Origin of the sequence: Bacillus sp. ISL-57 (genome assembly GCF_018613135.1) — a bacterium.
GTDB classification, from domain to species: domain Bacteria; phylum Bacillota; class Bacilli; order Bacillales; family DSM-1321; genus Peribacillus; species Peribacillus frigoritolerans.
In genome coordinates this window covers 59,063-81,249 of record NZ_JAGGQV010000008.1, presented here as the reverse complement: position 1 = coordinate 81,249, position 22,187 = coordinate 59,063, and the positions used below count along the sequence as shown (strand labels likewise).

Sequence of the window (22,187 nt, the reverse complement as noted above, 5' to 3'; positions counted from 1 at the left end):
GAGGTGAAGTATAGAATGAGTCTTTTGGTAAAAGAAACATATTATGGGATAAGACCTTATTTAAATGAAGATGAAACATTGAGTAGTTATCTTCATAGGGTAGCGGATTTGAATTATGAAAGTTATGAGGACATTATAAGACAAGTTAGTTCCCAAACTTATAAGCGATTTCCCAGTAGTTTATACAAGGACAGGGGATACAGAATTGATTTATTACCTACAATAAATTTTAATATCGATATTCTCGCAGGTTTATTAAAAAAAGGTAAATCCGAAATACTTCACCATTCGTTATTTAATCTTTTTAATAAATTTGAACCAAAGGCCAATTTTGACGTTCAGTTTGTAAAAATGTGTTCAAAATTTTATAACACAAAAGATAGATGCTTTTGTCCTTTATGTATAAAGGATAATATTGGTGTATATAAATTACATTGGCAATTTTTATGGAACGATATTTGCGAAAAACATAATTGTAAATTAGTGAATTATTGTTTTCATTGTAATGCTACACAAAAATATATACATCCCGGCTTAGGCAAAGGACTTTGCTCAAATTGTAGTAAAACATTATCTGGTGAAATTGTTCTGGTTAGAGATTGGAGTGTCCAAACTAAATGTAATACGTTTATGAATGACTTTCACTTTCTTTTAAGCCCACATATTGAATCCTTTACAGAGAGTTGTGCTAGTTACAAAAATACCTCAATAGCAATAACATTACTTTATGCACTTCAAACTGTTGGTTATAAGAAAAAAAATAATGATATTAAATTTGAAAAGGGTATTATTTGTAAGACTATGAATAGGGGCACTTTAGATAAAATTATTAGATTTATTTGTGGGACAGATGATAATAATTTCAATATTAATTTCCCAATGTTATCCAAACATCTCAAACTAATAAATATGAGTTTTATAGATTTCTCTAGAATTTTAGTAACGAAAGAATATATAAATTCTATATTTGAATATGTAGAAAATTTAACTACCGTGCCAAAGGAAAAACCGAAATGCAAATTTCAATTCTGTTCGAGCTACAATTCTGAGAGAATGATGTACAAGCAAGATAGAGAAAAAATTGAAAATAAAGATGGATATTATTACTCTCTTCATATCTGTATGGGCTGTTTTATACAGTATGGCTATAACAAACAAAAAAAATCTTGGGAAGATATAAGTAATATTATTTCACTAATGATGGAAATTAGGAACTTATTAAACGAAGGAGTATCTCCATATAAAATTACAGAGATCACATCCAACACTATTAATAAAGTTTACACTGCATTAGGCTTTTTATTAAGACATTCCTTATTAGGGTCTAAGGAAACAGAAAAATATATGAAGAAAGTGACTTCATTTGAAAATATAAAAGTAAATTATAACGAAATTGATAGAAGAAGAGGAAATAAGGCTAAAGAAATAATAAGAAAATATCGTATACATCCAATTAACTTTTATTATAATTTCTTCACTCCTGATGTACAAAAGAAAGTATATGCCTTCAAAAAAGATAATAATGTTAAGAAATTATTGTTGGATCAAGCTCACTTATTTATTAAGGAGTGCCTGAAGTCGGGGGAAATTATAACATTTAAGCAATTTTGTAAGAAATACAAGGTTACACTAGAAGAATTAAAAATATTTGGTATTTACCATACCATTCAAAAGGCTAAAGTGGAACAAAAGAAACAATTGATTTTTCAGAAGGAGACGGAATTATTTGAAGATGTCGAGGCTTTTATTAATCAAAATAAAGGAAGAGTAATTTTGGTAAAGGAAGTCTGTAATTACATAGGTTATTCAGATAGATATATGTGTAGATATTTCCCTGTCCTTTATAAAAAAATATCCGAGCTTTGTAACCAAAGGAAAATTGAATGTTTTCATCGGACAATTACAGATTTGAAAGCCAAAGTAAAACAAATTGTTGATGAAGAATTGCGAATTTCCGGGACATACCCGAAAATAGGTAGCATAATAAACGAGCTAGGATTAAATAAACAATTTTATCGAAACTACAGAGAGGTTTACGAATATTGCATAGAATTACAACGAACATTTAAGAATAATGTAAATTAGCCTGAGAATGAAGGCGGATTTTATCTTTATATAGAATCAGCAAATATTTAGAGTTGAATAGTGTTAGTGAGTCGTGAAGTCGTGGTACCCAATGTTAGGTACCTTTTCTTTTTAAGCTAGTTATTTTTATATTTGGTTGAAAGATAACTTTTTTAATTGGATTAAATATTACACAAGTATTCTTGAATAACATTGTCATAATAAAAGTAATAAAAATCACTTAATCCGATTTTAAGATTATTTTGTACATTTATTCTCATTTTGGTTTCATTTATATCAGCGTATTTTATTAAATCATCACTAGAAGCCAAGGTTTTATTTTCAGGAATAAAATCAGAAATATGAACCTTTTGTATTAAATTAAAACGAGCAAGATAAGAAGTTATCTTGTATATTTTATACCTACTCAGGCCAGTTAACTTTGAAATATGAAACCTTGTTTCTCCACTATTAATTAAGGGTAATATAATTTTATAACCAAAATTTACCAAGTCTCCGTATTCTTCCCATCGACCACATTCTTTATTGATTCCATACTTTATACAACAACCTAAACATAAATATAAACAATTGTGAGTCTTTGATCTTAAAGATTTTATTTTAACTAATTTGTCCCCTGAACCATTATAATTGCACCACGGAGTAGAACATTTAATAAATGACTTTTTATTTAAATAAGCATCAATTGAATTTTGGAAGGTTTCCGGTATATCAAGAGCAAAAAATTCCTTTATTGTATAGTTTAATTTCCATAGAAGTCTAAATAAAATATTTATTCCTATAGCGTAATTTTCAGAAGATCTATTTGATAAAACCCCAAGTAATTTATATGCATAGTCCCTATTCATTTGTTGAATATTGTTAATGCTAAAGTATTCCAATTTACTTCCTGCAATAAAAAATAATCTTATTATAATTTCTTTGTCATTCTTTAATTTAGGTAAATCCAACGAGTTTAAATATTCCCATTGATTGTTTAACCAGTTGCTATACGAAATAGCATCATCACTTAAAATATTCTTTTGGAAAGTTGTTAGGCTATTATCACAATATTTACACTTGCCTTTGGCAAGATTCATATGTATATATGGCTGCTCGTTCCCACATTTTGTACATAATGAGGACAGGGGATTATTATGAAACGAGCAAGTTAGGATATCATTTACTTGCCAAATAAGTTTGTATGTTAAGCTTTTTTGTAGGCAAACTGAACAGAACTTCCTCGTGCGAGTTGTAAATAGCTCTTTTATTAGAGTTGATGTGCTATTTAAGAAAACTATATCTTCAACTGATATGAATTTACATATTAATCCACAAAAGGTGTTTTCGTTTAGGTAATTGGTATTTATTTTCGTTATATTTGGTAATAAGTTGACATCTATTGTCTTTATTGGATTTATATCTATTTGATGAGCATTTCTAAGATCGATTGTTTTGTAATTAGTGTAGAGGTCGTTTAATAAATCTTTAATATCAATTCTATTTGAATTGCACAAACGTAATAAATAACTGGATAAGCTTTCACCTTTAAGGATTTTTGGTCTTATCGTGAACTTGTTCATATGGTTTGTACTCCTTCAAATAATTATTATTATGGATAATTTAGATAATTATTATACCTTTTAGTTGGAATAAAATGGTATATTATTTAAACTGAATTGTTAGTTTTTAGGGGGAAATGAAAATGCCAATTAACAATAAATATTTCTGATAAAATGCCAAAATAAAGTACAGATTTGACCATTTTTATGTTAAAAATTGATGTGAAATCCTTAGTTTTAGTGCCATTTGATAATAAAGTTCAAAGATGGCAAGGCTGTTTCCAATATCACATTAGCAGTCAACCGGAACTTCCGAAATACTGTCGGTAACTATGAGGCAGACTTTGTACAGTGTATCATATGGAAAAGGTCGGCTGAAAATACTGCTCAATATTGTAAAAAAGGAGCCATAATCGGCATTACTGGCAGAATACAAACAAGGAGATACGAAAATCAGGAGGGTAAATATGTATATGTAACTGAAGTGGTCGCCGAGAGGGTTCAATTCATCGGAACTAAACAAAATGATGGAAAGCCCAAGGATTTTGAACATATTGGTTTATAGTGCTACGTGAAGGTTGGGCATGCTAGCTTGCTTAACAAAGAATTGTTTTTAAGAAAGTGTAAGATCTAAATTCGAAACACAAAAAAGTATTTATATGACCATAATGAAAAACCAATGCATGAAATTACAGGGATTTATTAGGAAACCCGGCAGTAGTATATAGAATTATTTTTCCTCCATTCATTCCCCAAAGCTAATATAGCTTCTTCTCCGCTGGAACCCCCGATTTACCCTCAAAAAAATCGAGTTATATTGATTTCCCCCTTGTAATGACTGCAAATAAGCAGTCTTTTTTTTGTGCCAAAATGTGTGTAAATAGAAAAAAATAAAAAATAATTCTGTTAAATTAGAATTTTTAGAAAATATATTGTAATATTTTAATTTTGATGCAATAATAAACCCAATAATATAATGGAAAATAAGTTATATATAGGAAGTGATTAGATGGACGAACCAATTATTAAGGTTAATGGGCTTCGAACCAGTTTTCGTACGGACGATGGGGTGATCCCTGTCGTGAATTCAATCGATTTTCATGTCAATCCTGGTGAGGTTTTAGGGATTGTAGGAGAATCGGGATGCGGAAAAAGCGTAACTTCTCTGTCCATCATGGGTCTGGTTTCTTCACCGGCTGGTAAGGTGGAGGGGGAAATCCTTTTTAAAGGAGAAAACATCGCAAATGCTTCTGAAGCGAGAATGAGAAAAATTCGCGGGAATGATATAGCGATGATATTTCAGGAACCGATGACAAGCTTGAATCCCGTTTTCACTATTGGCGAGCAGTTGGTCGAGACGCTTCGGATACATAAAAAATGGAGTAAAAAGCATGCACAAAATAGAGCGGTGGAAATGTTGAAGCTGGTTGGGCTTGGCCGTGCCGAGGAATTGCTCAAAGAGTATCCGCATCAGCTTTCTGGCGGAATGAGACAAAGGGTCATGATAGCAATGGCCATGATTTGTGAGCCGAAACTCCTTATAGCCGATGAACCGACAACGGCTTTGGATGTGACGATCCAGGCACAAATCCTGGAGTTAATGAAGAATTTAAATAAAGAAACAGACACGGCAATCATGATGATTACCCATGATCTTGGGGTAGTCGCGCAAATGTGTGAACGTGTCATTGTCATGTATGCCGGCAAGGTGATAGAGGAAGGAAATGTGCAAACGATTTTCCAAAACCCTAAGCATCCTTATACGGTCGGTTTACTTCAGTCTATTCCCGATATGCGAATAAAGAAAGAGCGCCTTTACTCGATACCTGGTAATGTGCCAAAACCTGGGACAAGCAACCTCGGGTGCCAGTTTGCCCCCCGGTGCTCCCATGCCATGGAGCAATGTATAAATGAGACCCCGTCCCTACTGGAATTCGATGAGGGTCAGCATGTTCGCTGCTGGCTGTATGAAGATGGGAAAGGAGCTTCCTTGCATGAATCAAACATTGGTTAAGGTTGAAAACCTAAAGAAGCATTTTCCGATAAAAGGAGGGGTCCTGGGAAAGACCATTGGAGAGGTTAAGGCAGTTGATGGTTTGTCTTTTTCCATTTATAAAGGGGAAACCTTGGGACTTGTCGGTGAAAGCGGTTGCGGGAAGTCTACGACGGGAAGGTTATTGCTTCGATTGCTTGAGCCGAGCGAGGGCAATGTTTATTTCGAAGGAAAGGACCTGACAGCTTTATCTTCCAGTGAAATGAGAAAGATGCGCCGTAAAATGCAGATGGTCTTCCAGGACCCATTCGCCTCCCTCAATCCCAGGCATACTATTGAAAAAATTTTGGAAGAGCCGCTCATCGTCCACGGGGTTAAAGACAAAAAGGCGCGAAAGGCCCGTGTACAGGAACTTCTTAAGGTCGTTGGCTTAAGCGGTTACCATGCTAAAAGGTATCCGCATCAATTCAGCGGGGGCCAGCGGCAGCGTATTGGCATCGCAAGGGCACTTGCAGTCAACCCCAAACTGATCATTGCAGATGAGCCGGTATCTGCACTGGATGTGTCGATTCAAGCCCAGGTCTTGAATCTGTTGCAGGATTTGCAGGAAGATTTTGATTTGACCTACTTGTTCATTGCTCATGATCTTGGAGTGGTAAGGCATATCTCCGACCGTGTCGGTGTCATGTATCTTGGACATATTGTTGAATTGACGGAAAGTGAAGGACTTTATGAAAATCCGCTTCATCCATATACGCAGGCTTTATTATCGGCCGTGCCCATTCCGGATGTGGAATATAAGGGGGACAGGGTAATCCTGCAGGGAGATGTTCCAAGCCCATCAAACCCGCCCAGCGGCTGTCCATTCCATACGAGATGTCCGAAGGCAATGTCAGAATGCAATACGGACAAGCCAATTCTGACTGAACATAAACCTGGTCACTACGTTGCTTGTCATCTATACAATTGACACGACGTATACATAAATTCGCAAATAATAAGGGGGAAGAATATGAAGAAAACATTGGCATTGTTGCTGACTGGTATCCTGGCTCTTTCGCTAGCGCTTGCGGGATGCTCCTCGTCTACATCAAAAGAGAAAGATGATGGTAAAGGGGGATCTAGTGAAGCGAAGGGCGGCGTATTGATATACGGTAAAGGCGGAGATGCTGTCGGTCTTGACCCAGCTATCGTAACCGATGGGGAATCATTCATCGTCACTCAGCAGATTTTTGAAACGCTTGTGAAATATGGGGAAGATGATACGGAAATCAAACCGGGTCTTGCAAAGTCATGGGAAGTGTCCGATGACGCGAAAACATACACATTCAAGTTGGAAACCGGAATCAAGTTCCATGATGGTACGGATTTCAATGCAGATGCGGTCGTGAAAAACTTTCAACGATGGGCACAAAGTAAGGATGAAGGGAAATTTGCGTACTATGCCTCCATGTTCGGGGGATTTGAAGGTGATGAAGGTCATGTAATCAAAGAAGTAAAAGCGATCGATGCCAACACGGTGGAATTCACTTTGAACCGTCCGCAGGCGCCGTTCCTGAAAAACCTTGCGATGCCTACATTTGCTATAGCCAGTCCTGCTGGAATTGAAAAAGAGGGTGACGACTTCACTAAAAACCCATCTGGTACAGGTCCTTTCAAGTTCAAATCATGGAAACCTGGCGATACGATTGAAGTGGTGAAAAACGATGACTATTGGCAAGATGGACTGCCTAAACTTGATGGAGTCACGTTTAAGGTCATTAAAGATAACTCTGCACGTTTAAATGCTGCAATCAAGGGTGAAATAGATTTGATGGACGGGTTGAACCCAAGTGATATCAGTAAGGTTACAGGAGATGACAAACTGCAAATATTCGAACGTGCATCCATGAATGTCGGGTACTTTGCTTTCAATGTTGAGAAAGCACCATTTGACAAGAAAGAAGTGCGTCAAGCCATCTCGCATTTGATCAACAAAAAGGAAATCATTGATAATTTTTATGAAGGCACAGCAGAGCCTGCCAAGAATCCTATGCCTCCATCCGTTTCTGGCTACAATGACAAAATCGAAGACTATGATTACGATGTGGAAAAAGCGAAAGAACTGCTGAAAAAAGCTGGACTTGAAGACGGATTTAAAATGGATCTATGGGCAATGCCGGTACCGCGCCCATATATGCCGGATGGTCAAAAAGTGGCTGAAGCCATACAAGCGAGCCTAAAACAAGTCGGCATCGAAGCGAATATCGTTTCGTATGAATGGGCTGCATATTTAGAGAAAGTGCAGGCTGGTGAAGCCCAATCCTTCATGATGGGCTGGACAGGAGATAATGGAGATGCGGATAACTTCCTTTATACATTATTGGATAAAGATAATATCGGCTCCAACAACTATGCCCGTTACGCAAACGATGAAGTCCATGAACTGCTGATCGAAGCCCAGTCCACGGCAGATGAAGCCAAGCGTAATGAGTTGTATGGAAAAGCCCAGGAAATCATCCATGATGAAGCTCCATGGGTTCCGCTTGTACACTCTTTACCGCAGTTAGCCGGATCTAAGACGGTCAAAGGGTTTGTTCCACATCCAACTGGTTCACAATCTCTTGTTAATGTTTCTCTAGAAAATTAACCGTACGAACCGGGTAGTATGGAGTCTTGCATGCTTCCCGGTTTTGTTATGGAATGCATTTCAAAATGATCGAGGGCGCTTCGAAGGACCCTTATTTAAAAGGCGGGTGATTGTTTTGTTTTCCTATACCGTACGACGTTTAGGATCTCTCATTCCGGTGTTACTCGGAATGGCGTTTATTGTGTTCATGATGATACGGGCAATTCCTGGAAATCCGGCACAGGTGATTTTAGGGCAGCAAGCAACGGAAGAGGCAGTCGCTGCGATGACAAAGGAACTTGGCCTGGATAAACCTTGGTTCATTCAATTTTGGGATTACTTATCAGGCCTGTTAAAGGGGGACCTGGGTGTTTCGTTAAAAACGAATAGTCCGGTTTCTGAAGAAATTGGACCATACTTAATGGCCACGATAGAACTGGCCTTGATCGCGATGATCATCGCCGTGGTCATAGGCGTGAATGCAGGGATAATATCTGCTTGGTTTCAAAACTCATGGTTTGATTATGTCGCCATGGTGATTGCGTTGATTGGTTTGTCCATGCCTATTTTCTGGCTGGGATTAATGGAGCAATACATCATTTCAATTCAATGGGATTTACTTCCGACGACAGGTCGGGACAACATCAGGGATCCCGTTGAGGCCATAACCGGCCTGTATTTGATAGATACACTCATGGCTGGCAGGGTTGATCAGTTTTTCGAGGTGATCAAGCATCTCATTTTGCCGGGGATGGCGCTTGCTACCATTCCGATGGCGATTATTGCAAGGATGACACGTTCGTCCATGCTGGAAGTCATGAGATCGGATTTCATTCGTACGGCTCGTGCTAAAGGAATGAAAATGTTTTGGGTTGTTTATAAGCATTCCTTTAAGAATGCCTTGATTCCAGTGGTGACGGTTATCGGTCTGCAGACAGGATTACTTTTAGGCGGCGCCATATTAACGGAAAACATTTTTGGATGGCCAGGTATCGGTACATATATTTATGATGCAATCCTATCTCGGGATTATCCGGTGATACAGTCTGGGATTCTCGTCATCGCCTTTTTGTTTGTCATGATTAATCTAGTTGTAGACTTATTGTACGCAGCGATCGATCCGAGGATTAAGTATAAATAGGGAGGGAAACTCATGCCTGAAATAGCAACGAATACTCCGCCAATCCTTCCTCCAAAAGAGGCAGAGGAAAAAGTCATCTCTCCCTGGAAGGAAGGCTGGAAAAGCTTTAGGAAAAACAAAGTAGCCATCGTGGGTCTGGGGATTGTTTCATTTTTCATCTTAATCGCCATCTTCGCGCCCGTTATAGCACCTTATTCATTTGAGGGGCAAAAGCTAAGTGATAAACATTTGGCCCCGTCTGCGGAGCATTGGTTCGGAACGGATGAATTTGGCCGGGATATTTTGAGCAGGGTCATTTATGGGTCGCGCATTTCAATAGGGGTCGGCTTCTTATCTGTTGCCGGATCTGTTGTGGTTGGGTCTTTTTTGGGGATCATTGCCGGTTATTACGGCAGGTGGATAGATACGATCATATCGAGGATCTTTGATATTATTCTGGCCTTTCCTAGTATCTTGCTTGCCATTGCTGTCGTTGCCGTTTTGGGGCCCTCCCTTCGCAACGCACTTATTGCCATCGCCATCGTCAATGTCCCGATATTCGGCCGGCTTTTACGGTCACGGGTCTTAACGGTGAAAGAAGAGGAATATGTAACGGCTGCAAAGGCAATTGGAATGGGGGATGGCCGCATTCTCCTTCACCATGTCCTTCCGAATAGCCTTGCACCGATTATCGTTCAAGGTACCTTGGCGATTGCAACAGCCATCATTGAGTGCGCAGCACTCGGCTTTCTCGGTCTCGGTGCACAGCCGCCAGCACCAGAGTGGGGGAAAATGCTCGCCGATTCCAGGGCGTTCATCATTCAAGCGCCATGGACGGTTCTCTTCCCTGGGCTTGCGATCATGCTTACGGTACTCGGCTTTAACCTAATGGGGGATGGGCTGCGTGATGCCTTGGATCCAAGAATGAAAAACTAGAAGTAAAAGGGTGATGTTAGTTTAACATCACCATCTTTTTTCCGTTTATCTTGAGAATCTAGCAAAATATGAAAAATAATAAAAAAATCCTAGTTCTAAATAGGAAAATAGTGACTATTACCCCTTAAAATCACCCCAAAAGTTGTGATACTTTTATACTCAGTAAGAATATTCCGAAAATTGCTTATTTTAGAGGAGGAAAGTTCATTGATCAAACGTAGCTTGTCCATTCTAGCAATCTTTCTATTAGTATTTACTGCAAGCGTTTCCGCAGCCAAGCTCCCAGATCCCCCGACAGGCTCGGGCGGTGCAGGTAAGAAGAATCAGGAAAGTATTATAAAGCTGAAGAAAAATGACTTGGGGAAGAAATACAAAAGCAATGAGAAGGTCAGGGTCATCGTAGAGATGAAGGAAGCCCCGGCAATAGAAACGGCTTCGAAGGAAGGGAAGCTTTTTAAACAGTTATCGAAAAGTAAAAAACAACAATTAAAGTCCGAAAAGCTAGCTACCCAGAAGAAATTGAAAAAAAAGGTGAAAGAGAAAAAAATAGCTTTCAAGGAACTTGAAAGTTTTACGACAGTCGTCAATGGATTCAGCGGTGAAATTCAGTATGGTGAGATCAAAAAGGTGGAAGCCATGCCTGAAGTTGCTGAAGTACATATAGCGAATGAATATGAACGTCCTGCGGAAAAACCCGACATGCTATATAGCAAAGAGCTTGTCCAAGCTCAGGAAGCATGGCGGGAATATGGATATAAAGGGGAAGGGATGGTCGTCGGGATTATTGATACTGGAATCGACCCATCTCACCGTGATATGGTCCTGAACGATGAGAATAAGGCTGAACTGACTGAAAGTGAAATCAGCGCGATGAAGGAAGCCAGCCATCTATCAGGCAATTACTATACGGCCAAGGTTCCTTATGGATACAATTACATGGATGAAAATGAAGAAATCCTTGACCTTGGTGAAGAGGCTTCCATGCATGGAATGCATGTGGCAGGTACGGCCGGAGCCAATGGAGATGAAGAGAATGGCGGCATTAAAGGGGTTGCGCCTGAAGCCCAGCTGCTTGCTTTAAAGGTCTTCGGAAATGATCCCGACATGCAGACAACATGGGGCGATATATATATTAAGGCGATTGACGATGCCATCATTCTTGGGGCGGATGTGCTGAATATGAGCCTTGGCTCCACTGCAGGCTTTGTATCGGCAGACGATCCGGAGCAGCAGGCGGTATCCAGAGCTGTTGATAATGGGATCCTCATGTCGATTTCAGCAGGAAACTCGGCACACTTTGGAAATGGATTTGCCAACCCATCAGCCTCGAACCCGGACATTGGCGTTTCAGGTTCACCAGGACTTGCCTACGATTCTGTACAAGTGGCATCGGTGGAGAATAACTATATGGATTTGGATGCAGCGACTTATGAAATAAGAGGTCAAGCAGGAAAAGCTCCATTCATGTCGGCTTCAAGCGTACATCCCAATGCCTTGAAGGATAAAACACATGAATTGGTGGCTGCTGGTCTTGGGACACCAGAGGAGCTTTCCAAAGTGGATGTTAAAGGCAAGTTCGCCCTCATCGAGCGCGGCACGCTTTCTTTTATAGAAAAGGCGCAAAATGCCCAGGCAGCAGGAGCGACAGGTGTCATAATTTACAATAATGCTGACGGATATATTTCCATGGCTACAGATCCAAGCATCACCATTCCCCAGCTGTTCATGTTGAAATCGGATGGCGCAAAGCTGAAAGCGGCTTTAACGGCTGGCGAAAAGGTGACGATTACCTTTAATGGTGATAAAACAAAAGCTGTAAATCCAGAAGCAGGGAAAATGAGCTCATTCAGTTCATGGGGAGTCGCACCGAACTTGGATTTCAAACCGGAAATCACCGCTCCGGGCGGACAAATTTATTCAACGCTGAACAATGATGAATATGGAATGATGAGCGGTACTTCGATGGCGGCGCCGCATGTTTCCGGCGGCTCGGCACTGGTTCTTGAAAGAGTGGATAAAGACTTTAAAATAGAAGGATCGGCCCGGGCTAATTTAGCGAAGAACCTGATGATGAATACATCAAAACCATTAACGGATCAGGGGGTCGTCAATAAGGCACTTGACTGGAAAAACCCTTATTCGCCTCGCAGGCAGGGAGCCGGGATCATGCAGCTGCAATCCGCATTGTCCACACCTGCTGTCGTGACCGAGGCATTCACGAAAGAAGCGAAGGTTGCCATGAAGGAGGTCGGCAATAAGTTCGCCTTTACTTTAAAGGTTGAAAACTTCAGCAACAAAGCAGTCAAGTATGATGTAAAGGGAAATATCCAAACAGACTATGCAATCCAGGGACAACTGGGCTATTCCGCTAACGAGCTGGAAGCACAGGAAATTAAGAACGCTTCGATTAAAATCAATAATAAAAATACAAATAAGATTACCGTTCCTGCAAAAAAATCGATTACATTCGAAGTGAAAGTGGACATATCCGATGCAAAGGTACTTGGAGATGACCTTCAAACTCTTGTAGATATTGACAAGGTGTTTCCAAACGGCTATTTTGTTGAAGGGTTCATTTCATTGAAGGATCCAGCCGATACGAATCCGGAACTGAATGTACCGTATGTAGGTTTTAAAGGGGAGTGGGACAAAGCCCCGATCCTGGATGGCACCAAATATGACAAAGAATCTTTCTATGGCATGGCAGGGGGAGTATCGACAGCAGGTGAAGACTTCACGTATCTTGGCTATGACCCTGCGGGGAAAACATTCAATGGCAAAAATATCGCGATTTCCCCGAATGGCGATGGTGCACAGGATGACTTCGTGCCTGTCCTATCATTCTTAAGGAATGCGAAAAAGGTAGAATATAATATATTGAATGGTGAAAACAAATCAGTCCGGAAACTTCGCACGGAGAATAATGTGCGCAAGGACTATTATGATGGCGGACTAGGGACCGCATACACGCTGGATCCGGCCCGTAAATGGGACGGTAAAATCAATAATGCACTCGCTAAGGATGGGGTCTATTATTTTGAAATCAAAGCGATGATAGATTACAAGGGTGCAAAATGGCAGACGGTTAAAATGCCAATCAAAATCGATACGGTAAAGCCGACGGTCAAGATTTCGAAAAAAGGCAATGTATTAACCATCCAAGGTAAGGATAATTTGAATGGTTCAGGGCTTGCTTATTACGATGTACAAGTCGATGGAGCATCCATCATGGAAGAGCCGCTCCCGGCGAATGCTAAACAATTCACCCTACCTGATGTAAAAGGGGAAAAGGTTCAGGTTGTGGCAATCGACTATGCAGGTAATGAGAAAACGGCTGAAACCGAATTGGCCGGTGATTCGGCTCCAATTGATAATCATGCACCAGCTGTAAAGATCAAAAGTCCTGAAGCCTTGAGCGTGAACAATAAAAATAAAATCAAAATAACAGGGGAAATTGAAGAAGCGTCGGAAATAAAGGAATTTAAAATCGACAATAAAACGGTACCTGCAACGTATAACAAAACGAATAAAAAATATGAATTCTCATATGAAAAGAAATTCGAAGATGGTGTCCAAAGCTTCACCGTTAAAGCAACCGATAATTGGGATAATACGGTTTCCTTTAAAAGGACGATAATGGTCGATGCAACAAAGCCGGGTTTAAAAGTTAAAGGCGTACCGGAAACTGTGGGATTCAAAGGAAAGAATCCAAAAGTGGACGTGACGGTAGAAGATAATTTCGATGAAATCCGCCTTTACCTGAACGGAAGTGAAATATTCTATCATGAATTCAAGGAACCATACAAAATGCGTTTCTATAAGAAAAAGATAGATGATTTGGAACTGCCGCTTAAGACTGGCAACAACAAGATTGAATTTAAGGTGACCGATCTTGCAGGAAATGAATCGAAGCAATCCTTTAACATCAATAAAGCAAAAAAATAACGAAAGGAAGCCCTCTTACCCAAGAGGGCTGTTTTTTTGTGGACAAATTAGAAGAAAGCGAGTTTGCCTACAGTTTTTTCTTAATAAGTTCCAGTTGATTTCTGAAATCCGCTCCCTTTCCGCAGACTGTCTGCCAAGCCTCCTGCCGCAAGCATCTAGCGGGGTCTCGGCTAGCCAGTTATTCGGCAGGAGTGTCGCAGATTTCTTCAATTTCATTTCATATGAAAAGGTAAAAATTCATGGAGGATAAACAACTCTTCCTTTCTTCATGGTTCGGGTTAATCCATTCCGAAGCTCCTTTTGTACAAACCCTCAAAAAAACTGTAGGCAAAATTAATTATTATCGAGTTGTTCTATAGTCTAAGCCCTCTTATCCAAGAGGGCTGTTTTTGCGTAATAAGATTTCCGGATTTGAATTTTTCGTGAAGGTGGAGTAGTTTGCTACAATTTCACAGTGCTAATATGGAAATCTCTTAGTGAGGAAGTTTTTTCATTATCCGGCAGGTATATCGAATAGGATAAAAGAATTAGGTATAAAGGTCTTATTAAAAGGAGGGTATCTATGAATTATAAGAAGAAATCTAGCAATAAAGTAACTAGTATTGCAATTACAGTGAAATTCGAAAGGGGAGGAAGCGACAGGTCATATCTTACAAAAACGAGTTTCTTTGATGCACTTCAGCACGTCCATTCTCCCTTTGAAAAGGATCCCCGCTCAGATTCACCCTATCAGGATTTTCCTCTTTGTCAGGAGGTAACCCTTTCTTTTTTTGAAAGAGGTGCTAAAATATCTATTAATTATGACCCCCACCAAGAAAAAATCATCATTGAGGAAAGTTCAGAGACTTATCAGGTGAATAAGGGGGAGGCGCTTGCTGCAATCCTCGATCATATCATGATCAATCATGGCAATCACCATTCTTTTTTCATCATCCAGCAAAAAGAGCGGAACGTAAAAATGAAAGTTGCTAATAAGTGATTTGGATGGAGCTGCCACGGCAGCTCCATGGATGTTTCGCCATGATGAGCGTTTCCTATCCTTGGAGATGTCAAACCAACCGCCGAATGATCTTTGAAAGGGTTTGGATGCCATAAGCTAATTGTTCCTCCGAGGCGTATGAATATGAAAGCCGTATATGTGTATGGTTATTTGGTTCGTATATGTATCCTGGATTAAGAAGTATGTTTTCCTTTATCGCTTGCTTGAAAAGGTTTGGATTCACGATGGATTTACATAATTTTAGCCATATATAAAATCCGCCTTGAGGTATTTGCCATTCGGCCAGCCCTTTAAAATATTGATTGAGAAGAGTTAATGTAAAATCCCTGCGTTCCATCAACTCTTGCCTTAGCCACTCTAAATGCTTTGAATATTGACCATTTGCCAACCATTCTGCCACAAGGTGTTGGGAAAGTGCGCTGGAACCGTAATCCATTTGCATTTTAATGTCCGCTAAACGTTCAATCACAGTTATGGGGCCAGCAATCCAGCCGATGCGCAATCCTGGGCTTAAAGTTTTGGACATGCTGCCAATATGCAATACAAGGCCATCTGCATCAAGGGATTTTAATGGCGGCGGCGGTTCCTTTTCAAACCACAAATCACTATATACGTCATCTTCAATAATCGGGATCTGTTCTTTTTTGCATAGTGATAGGAGGTTCATTCTTTCTTCTTTTGACCATGTAGTATTCGTTGGATTGTTAAACGTTGGGACAGTATAAAACAGTGATGCTTTCTTCCTTCCGTTGATGCGCTTCATTTGTGTCGGGATACTTTCACGTCCATGTTTGGATAAACCTACTAAATGCATGCCCGCAGATTGAAAAGGGTGGACGGAATTTAAATAGGAAGGGGACTCATGTAAAATCATCGATCCCTTTTGAAGTAAACCAACTGAAATCAACTGGAGTGCCTGGAGCCCGCCAGAAACGACCATGAGGGAGCCGGGACTTACGTTGATCCCTTTTGTTTCTAAATATACACTTATACATTGGCGAAGTCTCTTGTCACCCTTGGGTTCGGAATATCCTAATGAGTGCGCATCAAAGGAAGTGGATCGCAACGTCTTTTCGATTTGCTTTGTAGGCAATAGGGCTGGGGATAATTCACCAGTGCCTAATCTGATGTTGGCATTGTCCGTTTCATACTGATTAATATCCTGAATCGTTTTTAAATTAGGTTCATGAAGGCCATTCCGGACATAGTTTTTCCAGTCGGGCTGTTTGCTGGAGACGAGGACATTCCATGTATTATTGGAAACGAATGTGCCAGACCCAAGCTTAGTTTCCAATAATCCGTCTGCAATCAACTCATCTATGGCTGTGATGATGGTACTTCGGTTTACGCCAAATGAGTCGGCCAATAAGCGCTGTGATGGAAGCTTGGTGCCAACTGGCCATTCCCCCCTTGTAATTTGTTGTTTGATCCAATCTACTATTTGTTGGTGAAGTGATTGCGCGGAAGACCGGTTTGGTCCCCATTCGATAAACATACGGAAACCACTCCTTTCATGTTCTATATTCATTATAAATTGGTTGGTTTGAAGACCAACCAATTGGATGGTCAATTCCTTTGTTTTATTCATTATACTGAATATGAAGGAAGGGGGTATTCATATGGGGCCGTTTTTTCATGGATTATTATTGGCATTAGGGCTGATACTTCCATTGGGAGTGCAAAATGTTTTCATTTTTAATCAAGGAGCAATCCAACCTACAATAAAAAAAGCATTGCCAGCAACGATGACGGCTGCAATTTGTGATACGGTGCTCATTCTGTTAGCTATTTTAGGTGTTTCGTTGATTGTCATGCAATACGATTGGTTGCGCCTTACATTAATCATAATCGGCGTTATATTTTTATTGTATATGGGCTTTCAGATTTGGTTTGCCAAATCAAACTCACAGTCAGGTGTCCAATCCATGCAGATGTCGGCAAAAAAACAAATTGTATTTGCTCTATCCGTATCATTGCTGAATCCGCATGCAATCCTGGATACGATAGGTGTAATCGGTTCGAGCTCACTTGTTTATTCAGGAAAAGATAAAATGATTTTCACCATGACGTGCATCTTTGTGTCATGGTGCTGGTTCCACGGATTATGTCTTGCGGGACGATTGCTGAAAAAGGTTGATACAACCGGAAAATTCCTTGGAATATTAAATAAAATTTCTGCAATCATCATTTGGATCACAGCCCTCTATATGGTGAAGTCGCTTTTTTGAATCAGATAAACGTTTTCGAACCAAACGATGCCATGTATAACAGGACGTCCATGTATAAAAAAAGGGGAATGCATATCATAGATGCATTCTCCCTTTTTTTGCCCTCAATCATCTTCATATCAGGTTATTGAAGAGCGACCAAGTCCTTGATTTCCTCTGTGGAAAGTTCAGTGATCCAGTTGTCACTGCTGATGATTTCGTCGTTCAAGGCTTGCTTTTTATCAAGCATCTGGTCGATTTTTTCTTCCAGGGTCCCTGTGCAGATTAGCTTATGAACGTGAACGAAACGCTGTTGGCCAATTCGGTAAGCACGGTCGGTGGCTTGATTTTCAACAGCTGGGTTCCACCAGCGATCATAGTGAATCACGTGGTTTGCTTCTGTAAGATTGAGACCCGTGCCGCCTGCTTTCAACGAGAGTATGAAAATAGGGAATTCCCCATCTTGGAATCGGGTGATCATTTCATCACGCTGCTTCTTGTTCGCACTCCCGTTCAGGAATGGAACTTCAAAGCCATATCGTTTTTCCAGCAATTCTTTAATCATATTGCCCATCCCGATATATTGTGTGAAAATGAGACAGCTTTCATCCTGTTCGCGGACCGCATCGATAAGCTCGGTCAGCTTCTCGAGTTTGCCTGATCGGTTAGGTGCCTTCATGATGTTTTCCTTTTCCGTCTCTTTTAAGTAAAGAGCTGGATGGTTGCATAGTTGCTTTAGCTTATTCAGCATCTGGAGGATGATGCCTTTTCTTTCAAAGGCAGACAGTTGTTCGATATCAGTGAATGTATCTTTAATCAGTTGTTCATACAACGATGCTTGCTCGGTGGTAAGCGGTACGAATTCCTTTTGTTCTTGCTTATCCGGAAGATTAAGAGCGACTTCCTTATCGCGTTTTGTACGGCGAAGCAAAAATGGCTGTATCAAACGCTGCAATTCCTTGATTTTATCCTTCTGTTCATCACGCTCAATGGTCGCAACATATTTTTCCTGGAACTGACCTAGCGTTCCAAGATAACCTTTGTTGATGAAGTCGAAAATCGCCCATAGCTCACTTAAACGGTTTTCCATCGGCGTACCCGATAAGGCGATATGATGTCTGCCATTTAGCTTTCGGACCGCCTTGGATTGCTTCGTTTGGGCATTCTTGATGTTTTGTGCTTCATCAAGGATAACGCTGCTCCAATGGATCGAGGTCAGTTCAGCCGCATCTTGGTGGGTCAGCCCATATGATGTTAAGACAATATCATGATCGGCTGCCAGTTTAGTAAATGCTTCACCTTTAGCACGATTCGATCCATAGTGAAGGTGAACTTTAAGTGAAGGTGCGAATTTTTCCAATTCCTTTTGCCAGTTGCCAAGGACCGATGTCGGGCAGACGATGAGCGCCGATTGAACAGAGACGGATTCGGGGGCAGCGGCAATGACCTCAGCCTCATCACTGCTCTCTGTGCCGCTATCCTCTTCGACGATGATCGGTTCACTCTTTTGTTCGTCCCCGGTCGCAGTGGGCAGCTCTTCACCAGCTCCTTCTTTGCCTTTCACATGAAGCAGGTAGGCAATCATCTGGACTGTTTTTCCAAGTCCCATATCGTCGGCTAGACAAGCACCAAAACCATGCTCCCTTAAAAAAAGGAGCCAGCTCATGCCCAGTTTTTGATAGGGGCGTAAATCTCCTTGAAGTGCATTAGGGACGGGAAGGACGGATATGTTCTTAGTTTCCCTGAGCCTTCCCACCATTTTACGGAGCTCCTGGTTCAATTCAAATTGAATCCGGAGCATTTCATCGTTTTCAGAATCGTCATCGCCATCTTCATTTACACCATTCAACAGTTCCTGCTGCAGCAAGTCAGTCAGTTGGATGCCTTTTTCATTGGCTGTTTCCATCAGCTCCTGAATTTGTTTAATGAAAGCTGGGTCAAGCTTGACCCATTGGCCGCGGATGAAGACAAGCCGCCTTTTTTCATTGACGAGCTCCTCGAACTCCGCCTCAGTGAGCTCTTTGCCATTTAATGAGAATCGCCAATCAAAGTCCATCAATGCTTTTAACCCTACATAAGACGGGCCGCGATTCGATTGGCTCTTCACTTTCGCCTTGACCTTCAATGAGGATTCCTTCAAGGCAAGCCACCACGATGGAAGGAGAATTTCGACGCCAAGAAACAGGAGCTTTTCGCTGGCATCGGTCAAGAACTCCCATGCGTCCGTTTCCGAAATCTCCCTTTTCAGACGGCCATTCTCCCCAAGCCATGGCACGACAAGTTGCCAGCGTTTCGTGGCACGTACCACATCACTTGCATACTTGTTCCAGCCGCGCGGCAGTTTTTTTCCTGTATATGTTTCAATGATATTCTCATCCCTTTTGGAACGAAGGGTAACATCGAGTATCCAAGGCCCATTACCCTCAGGAGGCTCAGTTAAACGGAGACCTATAGTGAATGGTTTTGGGTCGGGCAGGGTACCGAGCCATTCCTGCCAGCTGTCTTTGTCAAAAAAGGCCTGTAATTCTTCGGGGGAAAGTCGTGTATCTTTTAACGCCCCGACGGCTTCACTCCATTTATGCTGCATGGGTGAATAGTTTTTTAAATACATGTTAGCGGCACCGTTATACCACTTTTCGATAAAAGTACGGTTGGTTTCCAGTTCAGGTGAAGGAAGATCCAAAGATATTTCTTCTTCCCAAAATGACGGGACGAATTCCTCTTCCACTTCTTCCGGCAGTTTCCAGCCGATGGAGTCCAATTGAAGATTTGTGAAATCCGGTACGGGGATTCCAGCTTCTATGGATTCATGAAGAACCGGCGCTGCTGACAGGCAAAGGGAGGATATTTCGGACCATTCCCATTCTATGAAGGAGTTAAAGCTTTCCCTCGCAAAAAAGTTGAGAAGTCCCCATGCGTCTAGAATGAATACTTGATTTCCATCCACTATATCCGTAGTCATTTTAGTTCCATAAAAGCTTGCGTCATCCCAGTTGAATAACAGCCTGCGTATATGATTCGTGGTAAGGAAGGTATTCTCTTCATTGACGACACCAAGGGCGTAAGTTCCGTTTTCGAGAGCGGCTATTTTGATTTTTAATTTCCCTGGATTAAACATCGATAAGCTTACCCCTTTTTAGTTCTTCTTGGAAAGCGCGAAGCCGTTTGGTCGAATCTGCTACATAAAGTATATAACGTTCGAATACGTCTTCCTTTTTGCTCTTTTTATAGATGGTGCGCATCCTTTTCAAATAACGGACAGCTTGCTTATAAGCAGGCCGGTTTTTCAAAGAAACCTTTTCCTGGACCGCATGATAATAAAGGGGCAGGATTAGTTCCGGTTCTTTTGAGACCACTTCTTTGATGGATTCACTGCTGATTAAGTCAATGCTGATTTCCGAGTAAATATGCATCTCCACCCATTTTTTGTATTGTCCTTGTTCAAAAAGGAAATTTGCATAGTTCCAATAGCTGTGCGGAAGGGTGGCCCTGTAAAATTTCTCAAGCAAATCGGTCCGCTTTAATTTATAACAGCAACTGTTAATTAAAGTCGTAAAGGTCCGGACGAAATCTACCCGTTTATAATAATCGGATAGACCGGCAAGGAATTCCTGGACATTATTATTGATGAATTCAATGAATGGGATGGCCCGTGCCCGGTTTTCAGATTCAGCCAGGAGATTCAGCCAATAAAAAATGTATGGACAGGCATCCTTCTTCAATTCATGAAGAAGCTCGATCGCTTGTTTATCATGGTTTTCCAAAAGCGATAGGTGAATGGCTGCGAGGGTATAGGACGTCCTCTCGGTGGTGCCCATATACTTCTCGGGAAGTTCTTTATTGATTCGTTCAAGTTCCTCTTTACGCCATGAGGAATTGGAGAATAAGTAGCTCCATATCTCCCGGTAGAGGTCGATCTTTTCATATTCGAGTCCTTCTCCTCCATCCAGCAGTTTAGCTACATCTTCCTTGATGCTGAAAACGAAGGGATCAAAGGCGAAGGGCCGCGCTTGCCTGCTTAGCGGCTGTACCGTTTCATGCAGCTCTTCTGCCAGGTCGACGGCAAGTGCATAAAAGACCCTGATCGTTTGCGTCTCACTTTTATGCAGCTGAATCATTCTCAGTGTCTGCTGCATTGTGCAAAATTGCGTAACGAAATGATAAAGCAACTTCCATTCCCTTTCCATTGGAGCTTTTGAGCTAAGGCGTTTAAAGTAAGTTTGTATATGATTTTCAATCATGTAAGTAGCCTCGCCTATATGGGGCTCGACATGCTCCGCAAAGGCATCATTCACGAATTGCTTCCATGATGGATAGCTTTTATCTAAGGTGATGGATCTCCCAGCCGCCTGTTTAAGTAATTCACTTGCCGGTTTCACCTGCTGCAGTGCTTGGGCGTCTGAGGCGTTTTTAGGTGCTTTCCAATCGCCCAGCCATTCGGAAACACTAGCGTGTTCAGAATATGCAGAAAAGAAAACAGCCATTTGATGCCTGCAAATGAACCTTGAATCACATGTACAGCTTCCATCCTGTGGGGAGAGCAAATTCAGCCTGGCCTTAAATCTTGTCTCTTCCTGTACTTCAGCCGCAATCGTATCCACCGCTTCTTCTTTAATATCAACGAGCCCCTGACGGTATAACTGGAGCCCTTGATTCACCACATCCGAATCTTCCGGATCCCCAGCCTCCAAAAATTCCGCCAGCCGCTCCCCAACTAACAACAACTCCCGCTCCATACTCTCCTCCTTCAGG

15 protein-coding genes are annotated in these 22,187 nt (G+C 41.1%); 11 read left to right on the top strand and 4 right to left on the bottom strand.

Annotated elements, in window-relative coordinates:
• Positions 1–15 precede the first annotated feature (15 nt).
• Positions 16–2,085, top strand: a complete 2,070-nt coding sequence (locus J7I90_RS13505) for a TniQ family protein (RefSeq protein WP_214772297.1) — start codon at positions 16–18, stop codon at positions 2,083–2,085.
• 161 nt (positions 2,086–2,246) lie between these two features.
• Here the strand turns inward: J7I90_RS13505 and J7I90_RS13500 are convergent, their stop codons facing one another.
• Positions 2,247–3,647, bottom strand: coding sequence for a TniQ family protein (locus J7I90_RS13500; protein WP_214772296.1), 1,401 nt, complete (start codon positions 3,645–3,647; stop codon positions 2,247–2,249).
• Positions 3,648–3,873: 226 nt separating this feature from the next.
• Between J7I90_RS13500 and ssb the strand changes: the two genes are divergently transcribed.
• The 9 genes from ssb to J7I90_RS13455 all read left to right on the top strand — a co-directional run bounded on the left by ssb (position 3,874) and on the right by J7I90_RS13455 (position 15,207).
• Positions 3,874–4,191 carry a single-stranded DNA-binding protein gene (gene ssb, locus J7I90_RS13495; protein ID WP_214772295.1) on the top strand — a complete coding sequence of 106 codons (318 nt, stop codon included), beginning with the start codon at positions 3,874–3,876 and terminating at the stop codon, positions 4,189–4,191.
• Positions 4,192–4,635: 444 nt separating this feature from the next.
• Complete coding sequence (locus J7I90_RS13490; RefSeq protein ID WP_214772294.1) at positions 4,636–5,640, top strand: ABC transporter ATP-binding protein; 1,005 nt, start codon at positions 4,636–4,638, stop codon at positions 5,638–5,640.
• A complete protein-coding gene (locus J7I90_RS13485) occupies positions 5,621–6,589 on the top strand; it encodes an ABC transporter ATP-binding protein (protein WP_214772293.1) in 969 nt (322 codons plus the stop codon). Before J7I90_RS13490 ends, J7I90_RS13485 begins: the two co-directional genes overlap by 20 nt.
• Before the next feature lie 42 nt (positions 6,590–6,631).
• The gene (locus tag J7I90_RS13480) at positions 6,632–8,248 is read left to right on the top strand and encodes an ABC transporter substrate-binding protein (RefSeq protein ID WP_214772292.1); all 1,617 of its coding nucleotides are present in this window, start codon (positions 6,632–6,634) and stop codon (positions 8,246–8,248) included.
• A 115-nt stretch (positions 8,249–8,363) separates the two neighbouring features.
• The gene (locus J7I90_RS13475) at positions 8,364–9,368 is read left to right on the top strand and encodes an ABC transporter permease (RefSeq protein WP_214772289.1); all 1,005 of its coding nucleotides are present in this window, start codon (positions 8,364–8,366) and stop codon (positions 9,366–9,368) included.
• Positions 9,369–9,380: 12 nt separating this feature from the next.
• Positions 9,381–10,283: an ABC transporter permease gene (locus J7I90_RS13470; RefSeq protein ID WP_057278168.1), complete on the top strand. Its 903-nt coding sequence runs from the start codon at positions 9,381–9,383 to the stop codon at positions 10,281–10,283.
• A gap of 207 nt (positions 10,284–10,490) precedes the next feature.
• The gene (locus J7I90_RS13465; protein ID WP_251025276.1) at positions 10,491–14,228 is read left to right on the top strand and encodes a S8 family serine peptidase; all 3,738 of its coding nucleotides are present in this window, start codon (positions 10,491–10,493) and stop codon (positions 14,226–14,228) included.
• Between the two features lie 94 nt (positions 14,229–14,322).
• On the top strand, positions 14,323–14,478 hold the full coding sequence (locus tag J7I90_RS13460; RefSeq protein ID WP_214772287.1) for a hypothetical protein: 156 nt from the start codon (positions 14,323–14,325) through the stop codon (positions 14,476–14,478).
• A gap of 312 nt (positions 14,479–14,790) precedes the next feature.
• The gene (locus J7I90_RS13455; RefSeq protein WP_214772285.1) at positions 14,791–15,207 is read left to right on the top strand and encodes a hypothetical protein; all 417 of its coding nucleotides are present in this window, start codon (positions 14,791–14,793) and stop codon (positions 15,205–15,207) included.
• Between the two features lie 70 nt (positions 15,208–15,277).
• Here J7I90_RS13455 and J7I90_RS13450 read toward each other — a convergent pair whose 3' ends face one another.
• Positions 15,278–16,816, bottom strand: a complete 1,539-nt coding sequence (locus J7I90_RS13450) for an aminotransferase-like domain-containing protein (protein ID WP_311381006.1) — start codon at positions 16,814–16,816, stop codon at positions 15,278–15,280.
• A gap of 31 nt (positions 16,817–16,847) precedes the next feature.
• Between J7I90_RS13450 and J7I90_RS13445 the strand changes: the two genes are divergently transcribed.
• Positions 16,848–17,456 carry a LysE/ArgO family amino acid transporter gene (locus tag J7I90_RS13445; protein WP_214772283.1) on the top strand — a complete coding sequence of 203 codons (609 nt, stop codon included), beginning with the start codon at positions 16,848–16,850 and terminating at the stop codon, positions 17,454–17,456.
• A gap of 124 nt (positions 17,457–17,580) precedes the next feature.
• On the opposite strand, the gene J7I90_RS27395 is transcribed toward J7I90_RS13445, so the two are convergent.
• Complete coding sequence (locus J7I90_RS27395) at positions 17,581–20,553, bottom strand: DEAD/DEAH box helicase (protein WP_251025275.1); 2,973 nt, start codon at positions 20,551–20,553, stop codon at positions 17,581–17,583.
• Positions 20,546–22,171 (bottom strand): hypothetical protein, encoded by a 1,626-nt coding sequence (locus J7I90_RS13435; RefSeq protein ID WP_214772282.1) that lies wholly within the window; start codon positions 22,169–22,171, stop codon positions 20,546–20,548. Before J7I90_RS13435 ends, J7I90_RS27395 begins: the two co-directional genes overlap by 8 nt.
• Positions 22,172–22,187 lie beyond the last annotated feature (16 nt).